The organism is Rhodococcus sp. O3, from assembly GCF_048897285.1.
Lineage (GTDB): Bacteria > Actinomycetota > Actinomycetes > Mycobacteriales > Mycobacteriaceae > Rhodococcus.
Genome location: NZ_JBMBTE010000176.1, coordinates 1 through 7598 on the forward strand (window position 1 = coordinate 1; position 7598 = coordinate 7598).

General features: G+C 71.2%; 5 protein-coding genes. All 5 read right to left on the reverse strand.

Annotated elements, in window-relative coordinates:
• The coding region (murD, locus tag ACN675_RS26525; RefSeq protein WP_420753661.1) for a UDP-N-acetylmuramoyl-L-alanine--D-glutamate ligase at nucleotides 1–1275 on the reverse strand (1275 nt) is incomplete at its 3' end.
• A 4-nt stretch (nucleotides 1276–1279) separates the two neighbouring features.
• Nucleotides 1280–2359 carry a phospho-N-acetylmuramoyl-pentapeptide-transferase gene (gene mraY / locus ACN675_RS26530; protein WP_420753662.1) on the reverse strand — a complete coding sequence of 360 codons (1080 nt, stop codon included), beginning with the start codon at nucleotides 2357–2359 and terminating at the stop codon, nucleotides 1280–1282.
• Nucleotides 2356–3897, reverse strand: coding sequence for a UDP-N-acetylmuramoyl-tripeptide--D-alanyl-D-alanine ligase (locus tag ACN675_RS26535; protein ID WP_420753663.1), 1542 nt, complete (start codon nucleotides 3895–3897; stop codon nucleotides 2356–2358). The genes mraY and ACN675_RS26535 overlap by 4 nt, the downstream gene beginning before the upstream one ends.
• Nucleotides 3894–5597, reverse strand: a complete 1704-nt coding sequence (locus ACN675_RS26540) for a UDP-N-acetylmuramoyl-L-alanyl-D-glutamate--2,6-diaminopimelate ligase (protein ID WP_420753664.1) — start codon at nucleotides 5595–5597, stop codon at nucleotides 3894–3896. Before ACN675_RS26540 ends, ACN675_RS26535 begins: the two co-directional genes overlap by 4 nt.
• Before the next feature lie 118 nt (nucleotides 5598–5715).
• A partial coding sequence (locus ACN675_RS26545) for a peptidoglycan D,D-transpeptidase FtsI family protein (protein WP_420753665.1) occupies nucleotides 5716–7598 on the reverse strand: 1883 nt, incomplete at its 5' end.

A 7598-nucleotide genomic window follows, 5' to 3' on the forward strand; every position in this document is an offset into this window, starting at 1 on the left:
CTCGGGGCTGCTCACCGATCCATCGTCGCGCGTGTCGACGCGGACGACGGGGACCTGCGGGGCGTGTCGCGCCAGTGCTTCGGCGATCCGGTCGGCGTCACGGCCGATCAACACCACCGCGCGCAGCCTCGGCGCAACCTCCGCGACGAGGTCGTCGACCTGCGCGCCCTTGAGCAGCCCACCGGCCACCCAGACCACGCTCTCGCGCGCCAGCAGCGACGTGCGCGCCGCGTGTGGGTTGGTGGCCTTGGAATCGTCGACGTACTCGACGCCGTCGACGGTGCCGACGGGCGCGGCGCGGTGCGGCCCGACCCGGTGGCGGCGCAGGCCGTCGTGGACCGAGGATTCCGGCACGTCGATCGACCGGGCGAGCGCCGCGGCGGCCAGCGCGTCGGACAGCCCGGCGGGCCCGGCGGGTGAGACGTCGGCGACGGCCGCGAGCACGGCGGAATCCGCGAAGGCGCGATCCACCAGGACGTCTCCGCTGATCCCGAGTTCCCCGCGCTGCGGGTAGCCGAGGGTGAATCCGATGGTGACGACGGCCTGCGACCGGTCGCGCAGTCCCCCGGCGATCGGATCGTCGAGCCCGAGCACCCCGACGGTGCCGGTGAGCACACGGGCCTTCGCGTCGATGTAGCCCTCGATGCCACCGTGCCAGTCGAGATGGTCCTCGGCGATGTTGAGAATGACCCCCGCCTCGGGCTGCACCGACGGCGCCCAATGCAGCTGGAACGACGACAGCTCGACGGCGAGGACCTCGGCGCGCGGCTCGGTCCGCCGCAGCGCGTCGAGGATCGGCAGGCCGATGTTGCCGCAGGCCACCGACGCCAGCCCGGCGGCCTCGAGGATCGCGTGCAGCATCATCGTGGTGGTGGTCTTGCCGTTGGTTCCGGTCACCACGAGCCAGCGGCGGGGCGGGCCGTAGATCTCGGCGCGGTCGATCCGCCAGGACAGTTCGACGTCGCCCCAGATCGGGACCGCGGCACCGGCGGCGTGCGAGAGCAGCGGGGCGTCGGGCGCGAACCCGGGGCTCGTGACGACGAGCGCGAACCGGCGCAGCGTCTCCGGGTGTGCCTCGGCCTCGGCGACGAGTTCGTCGAGACCGACGGTGTCGGCGCCGAGTTCACGGCAGCGCTCGAGGGCCTCGGCGTTGCGGTCGGTGACCGTCACGTGCGCCCCGAGGTCGGTGAGCGGGGTGATGACGGCGCGTCCGGAGATCCCGGCGCCCGCGACGAGCACCCGGGTCCCGCGCAGCCATTCCAGTTCGTGCGTCACCGCGTCAGTCCCCGATCGCCGCTAGGTATTCGCTGTAGAACAGGGCCATGCCGACGGCCGAGGCGATGGCCGCGAGTAGCCAGAACCGGATGATGACCGTGGTTTCGGCCCAGCCTCCGAGCTCGAAGTGGTGGTGGAACGGCGCCATCCGGAACACGCGTCTGCGGCTGGACCGGAACACGGCCACCTGGATGACCACGGAGGCGGCCTCGGCGACGAACAGCGCACCGATGACGACCATGAGCAGCTCGGTGCGGGTGGTGACCGACAGGCCGGCGAGCATGCCGCCGAGCGCGAGCGAACCGGTGTCCCCCATGAAGATCTTGGCCGGGGCCGCGTTCCACCACAAGAAGCCGATGCAGGCCGCGGCGCCGGCGGCGCACAGCAGAGCCAGATCGAGGGGGTCGCGCACGTCGTAGCAGCCCTTGCCCGGTTCGGCGACACACGAGTTGCGGTACTGCCAGAACGTGATGATGACGTAGGCGCCGAGTACCAGGCTCATCGAGCCGGCCGCGAGACCGTCGAGGCCGTCGGTCAGGTTCACCGCGTTCGACCAGGCGCTGACCAGCAGGTACACGAACAGGATGAAGACAACCGAGCCCATCGACACCGTGGCGATGTCGCGGACGTAGGACAAGTGCGTGCTGCCGGGGGTCAGGCCGCTGTCGTTGCGGAACTGCAGCGCGAGGATGCCGAACGCGACCGCGGCGATCAGCTGGCCGACCAGCTTGGCGGTCTTGTTCAGTCCGAGATTGCGCTGCTTGCGGATCTTGATGAAGTCGTCGAGGAATCCGACGCCGCCGAGCGCGGTGGTCAGGCCCAGCACCAGCAGACCGGATGCGGTCGGGCCCTCCGCGTCGTACCCGAGACCGATCAGATGTGATCCCCAGTACCCGGCCCACAGGCCAGCGAGGATCGCGACGCCACCCATCGTGGGGGTGCCGCGCTTGGCCTGGTGGCTCTGCGGCCCCTCGACGCGGATCTCCTGGCCGAAGCCCTGCCGCGTGAACGCCTTGATCAGCACCGGCGTGAGCAGGATCGACACCGCCAGCGCGATGCCGGCAGCGAAAAGGATCTGTCTCACCGTGCAGCCTCCGTTTCCACAGCAGAATCAGTGTTCCCGGTTCCGGCACCGAGAACCGCGTCCGCGACCGACCACAGGCCGACCGACTGCGACGCCTTCACCAGGACGACGTCGCCCGGTTCGAGTTCGTCTTCGAGAAGTGCGATCGCCGCGTCCGCATCCGGAACGTGGCTGGCTTCCTCACCCCAGGATCCTTCCATCACCGCGCCCTGGAAGAGGCCGCGGACCGGGCGCGTCGCGCCGACGGCGATGATCCGGGTGACGTCGAGGCGCACCGCGAGGCGTCCGATGCGGTCGTGTTCCACGACCGACTCGTCGCCCAGCTCCCCCATCTCGCCGAGTACCGCGAACGTCCGTCGTGGCGTGTCCCCGGCGCGTGCCATGGTCACCAGCGCCTTGAGCGCGGCCCGCATCGAATCGGGGTTGGCGTTGTAGGCGTCGTCGATGACGGTGACACCGTCGGCGCGGGTCCGCACCGCCATGCGGTGCGCCGACACGGGCGCGGCACCGCCGAGCGCGGCCGCGATCTGTTCGAGGGTCGCGCCACATTCGAGGGCGGTCGCGGCGGCGGTCAGCGCGTTGCCGACGTGGTGCTCGCCGTGCACGGCCAGCGTGACGTCGGCGCTGCGCCGCCCACCCTCGGCGTCGGGATCGGTGACGACGAGCGTGAACGACGCGCGCGCCGAGTCGTCGAGGTGCACGTTCTCGGCGCGCACCGTGGCCGCGGGAGTGCTACCGACGAAGACGACGCGGGCATTCGTGCGGGAGGCCATCTTCACGACCAGGGGGTCGTCGGCGTTGAGGATCGCGACACCGCCGTCGGCGGCCGACGGCAAGGACTCGACGAGCTCGCCCTTGGTCTGCGCGATGACCTCCTGCGATCCGAATTCGCCGAGGTGCGCGGTGCCGACGTTGAGCACGGCGCCGATGCGCGGCGGTGCCACCGCGGCCAGCGCCGCGATGTGGCCGGGGCCGCGCGCCGACATCTCGAGCACCAGGTAGCGGGTGTCGCGGGTGGCGCGCAGTGCCGTCCACGGGTGGCCGAGTTCGTTGTTGAACGATCCGGGTGGTGCGACGACCTCGCCGAGTGGCGCCAGCACCGCAGCCAGCAGATCCTTGGTGGACGTCTTGCCGGCGGACCCGGTGACGCCCACGACGGTCAGGCCGGTGGCGGTCAGGTCGTCGACGACGGCCCGCGCGAGCCGGCCGAGGGCCGCGAGGACCGCTGCGCCGGAACCGTCGGTGTCGTGTTCGAAGGCGAGCGAGTTGGTCTCGGTCTGCGGAACCGGGGGCGCCACGATCGCCGGGACGCCGACCGGCCGGGCGGCCAGCACTGCGACCGCACCTGCGGCGACGGCCGCAGCGGCATGGTCGTGTCCGTCGGACCGGGCGCCGGGCAGCGCGAGGAACAGCCCACCCGGGCCGATCCGCCGCGAATCGAACTCGACGGTGCCGGTCACCTCCGTCGACGGGTCGTCCACGTCGTGCAGGGTCCCACCGACGACCTCCGCGATGCGGGCCAGGGTCATCGGGATCATGCTGTTCCTCCATCTCGGGTGCCGCCCGTGCCGGTCCGGCCGGTTTCGTCGGCTGCGTGTGCCGGGCGCAGGGCCCGGCTGCGCTCGAGGGCGTCCGCCAGCACCTCCCGGTCGTCGAAGGGGTACTTGACCCCGTTGATCTCCTGGCCGCGCTCGTGTCCCTTGCCGGCGACGAGCACGATGTCGCCGGGGCGGGCCCAGCGGACCGCCGCGTCGATCGCGGCGGCGCGGTCGCCGATCTCGAGGACCTCGCCGCGTTCGGCGTCCGGCACCGAACGGGCTCCCTCGAGCAACGCTGCGCGGATGGTCGCGGGATCCTCGGTACGCGGGTTGTCGTCGGTGACGACGACGAGTTCGGCGCCGCGGGCCGCGGCGGCGCCCATGAGGGCGCGTTTGCCGCGGTCGCGGTCGCCTCCGGCACCGACGACCACCGCGATGCGTCCGCTGCTGCGGCCCCGCAGGGTGGCGACGACGGCTTCGAGCGCGGCCGGTTTGTGCGCGTAGTCGACGACGGCCAGGAAGTCCTGGCCACGGTCGACGAGTTCGACCCGCCCGGGGACCGAAACGGACGCGATGCCCTCGGCGGCGGTGTCCGAGTCGACACCGGCGGCGGCGCACACCGCGGTGGCCAGCGCGGCGTTGGCGATGTTGTAGTGACCGGGCAGCCGCACCCGTACCCGGTGCGCGGTGCCGTCGGGTCCGGTGAGAGTGAAGCACTGGGAGCCGTCGGTCTCGGCGGTCGCCGCGGTGGCGGTCCAGTCCGCGGCCGGTGCGGTCGGGGACGTGGCGACGGTGGCGACAGCGCTCGGGTCGGCAGGGCCCGGGTGGGCGGCGCGAGCGATCTCGGCCATCCGGACACCCCACTCGTCGTCGACGCACACCACGGCTCGTGCCGCGCTGTGCGGCGACCCGTCGGCGAACAGCAGCGCCTTCGCGGCGAAGTAGTCGTCGAGGTCCTTGTGGAAGTCCAGGTGGTCCTGCGACAGGTTGGTGAACGCGCCGATCGCGAATCCGACACCGCCGACCCGGCCGAGCGCCAGGGCGTGGCTCGACACCTCCATCACAACGGTGTCGATGCCACGTTCGAGCATCGTGGCGAACAGCGCGTGCAGTTGCGGTGCCTCGGGGGTGGTGAGCGCGCTGGGGACGCGACGGCCCGCGATGCGGGTCTCGACCGTCCCGACGAGCCCGGTGGACCGGCCGGCGGCGACCAGCCCGGCTTCGACGAGATACGCGGTGGTGGTCTTGCCGGAGGTGCCGGTGATGCCGATGACCTGCATCCGGCGCGAGGGGTGGCCGTACACGGCGGCGGACACCGCACCGAGCACCGACCGCGGGTCGTCGTGCACGAGGACCGGCGTGGGAGCGGTGACGGTCGCGGCGACGAGGTCGCGTCCCGCCGAATCGGTGAGCACCGCGACCGCGCCGCGTTCGAGTGCGGTCGCAGTGAACTGGGCGCCGTGCGCGTGGGCGCCGGGAAGCGCCGCGAACAGGTCGCCGGGTTGCACGGCCTGAGCGCGCAGGTCGATGCCGGTGACGGTGTCCGCCGGATCGGCGGTGCCCGCGTAATCGTCAGGGACCACGATCGTGTGGTCGGCGCCGACCGCGTCTGCCAGCTCCCGGAGCCGAGTCGCCGGTGGATGTTCGGGTCTCAGCCCCTCCGTGGGAGGGGACGGATCCGGACTCGGGGGCACAGGCACCAGGTTCCTCTCGCTCTGCCGCAGCGGCCTGCCGGTCGCTGTTCGTCCGCGGTGACGGGACGCTTCCCGCCGTGACACGTTACCGACACCGGCACCGCCGTTCGAACAGGGTCACCGCTCAGTCGACCTGCAGGATCAGCTTGCTGCCCGGGTCGGGCGACAGCGGCACGTTCTCGCGCTGCAACATCCATGCGGCGATGTTGTGGAACAACGGTGCCGCGGACTGACCACCGCTGCCGTCGGCGCTGCGCTTCGGTGCGTCGAGCATGATCCCGATCACGAACCGCGGGTCGTCGGCCGGGGCGATCCCGGCGAAGGTGATCCAGTATTCGGAGTTCGAATAGCACTTGCAGTTCTGGTCGATCTGCTGGGCGGTGCCGGTCTTGCCGCTGATCTGGTAGCCCTCGATCGCCGCGGGTGTGCCGGTGCCGCGCTGGTTGCCGGTGTCGTCCTGCACCACGGAGCGGAACATGTCCCGGACCGTGGCGGCGGTCTGCGCCCCGACGACCCGGACCGGTTCGGGTCGTGGTGTCTCGGTTCGGGTGCCGTCGGGAGCGATCGTCGCGCGGACGATGCGCGGTGCGATGCGTTCGCCGTCGTTGGCGATGGTCTGGTAGATCCCGGCCATCTGCAGCAGCGTCATCGACAGGCCCTGCCCGATCGGCAGGTTCGCGAAGGTACCGCCGGACCACTGTTCCCGGCTGGGAACCAGGCCGTCGGACTCGCCCGGCAATCCGACGTCGGTGCGGTGACCGAGCCCGAACAGCTCGAGCATCTGTGCGAAACGGTCCTCCCCCACCCGCTGGGCGAGCATCAGCGTGCCCACGTTCGAGGACTTCCCGAAGACACCGGTGGTCGTGTACGGCACGACGCCGTGGTCCCACGCGTCCTTGACGCTGACGCCCGCCATCGTGATCGAGCCGGGCACCTGCAGCACCTCGTCGGGCGTGGTCGCCCCGTCCTCGATGGCGGCCGCGGCGGTGATGATCTTGTTGACCGAGCCGGGTTCGAACGGCGAACTCACCGCGAGGTTGCCGAGCTGCGCGTCGGGCTGCTTGTCGATGCCGACGGCCGGATTGAACGTGCCGTCGTTGGCCATTGCGAGCACTTCGCCGGTCTGCGCGTCCAGGACGACCGCGGACGCGTTCTTCGCCTCCGACAGTTCCTTCGCGCGCTGCACCTGCTGCTGGACGTAGTACTGGATGTCGGAGTCGATGGTCAGTTCGACCGCCGACCCGTCGACGGCGGCCTGACGGTCGCGCCAGCTACCGGGGATCACGGCTCCGTCGGATCCCCGGTCGTAGGTCGACGAACCGTCGGTGCCGGCCAGGACCGAATCCATCGACGATTCGAGGCCGAGCAGGCCGTGACCGTCCCAGCCGGTCGCACCGACGATGTTCGCGCCGAGGGACCCACCCGGATACAGGCGGATGTCCTGGCGTTCGAGGCCGACCTTGTCGTATTCGTCGACGATCGCCGCGGCCACCCCGGGATCGACGCCGCGCGCGAGGTAGACGAAGGTTTCGTCGCTCTCGAGCTTCGCCAGAACGTCCTTCTCGGGTGCCGCGTCGCCCAGGGCTTCGTGCACCGTCTTCGCAACGCCCTTCAGGTATTCGCCGGCTTCCGGTTTCGACGGGTCCTTCGCATGGGCTTCGTCGAGTTCGGCGCGCACGCGCTGCGGCTGGAAGGTCAGTGCCTTCGCTTCCATCGTGTAGGCCAACGGGGCACCGTTGCGGTCGGCGATGGTCCCACGGGTGGCGGGTTCGACCAGACGCGTCGTGCGCTGGTTCGCCGCTTCCGCGGTGAGACTCGGTGCCTGTACGACCTGGACCCACAACAACATCGCGGCGGTGAGTCCGAGTGCCCCGAACATGGCGGCGCGCCCGACCCGGTTCCGGAACCCGAATTCGGTCGTGTACGTCGTGGCCGCAGTCCGGCGAGACCCCGCACGTCCGGCCTGGGCCGGGCGGCGGGGTGCGGGTTTGCGGCTGCTCGAGGGCC

Bases quoted from the DNA above. Each gene is read 5' to 3' on its own strand.
- ACN675_RS26535 (WP_420753663.1), bottom strand. From the start codon at position 3,897: ATGATCCCGATGACCCTGGCCCGCATCGCGGAGGTCGTCGGTGGGACC.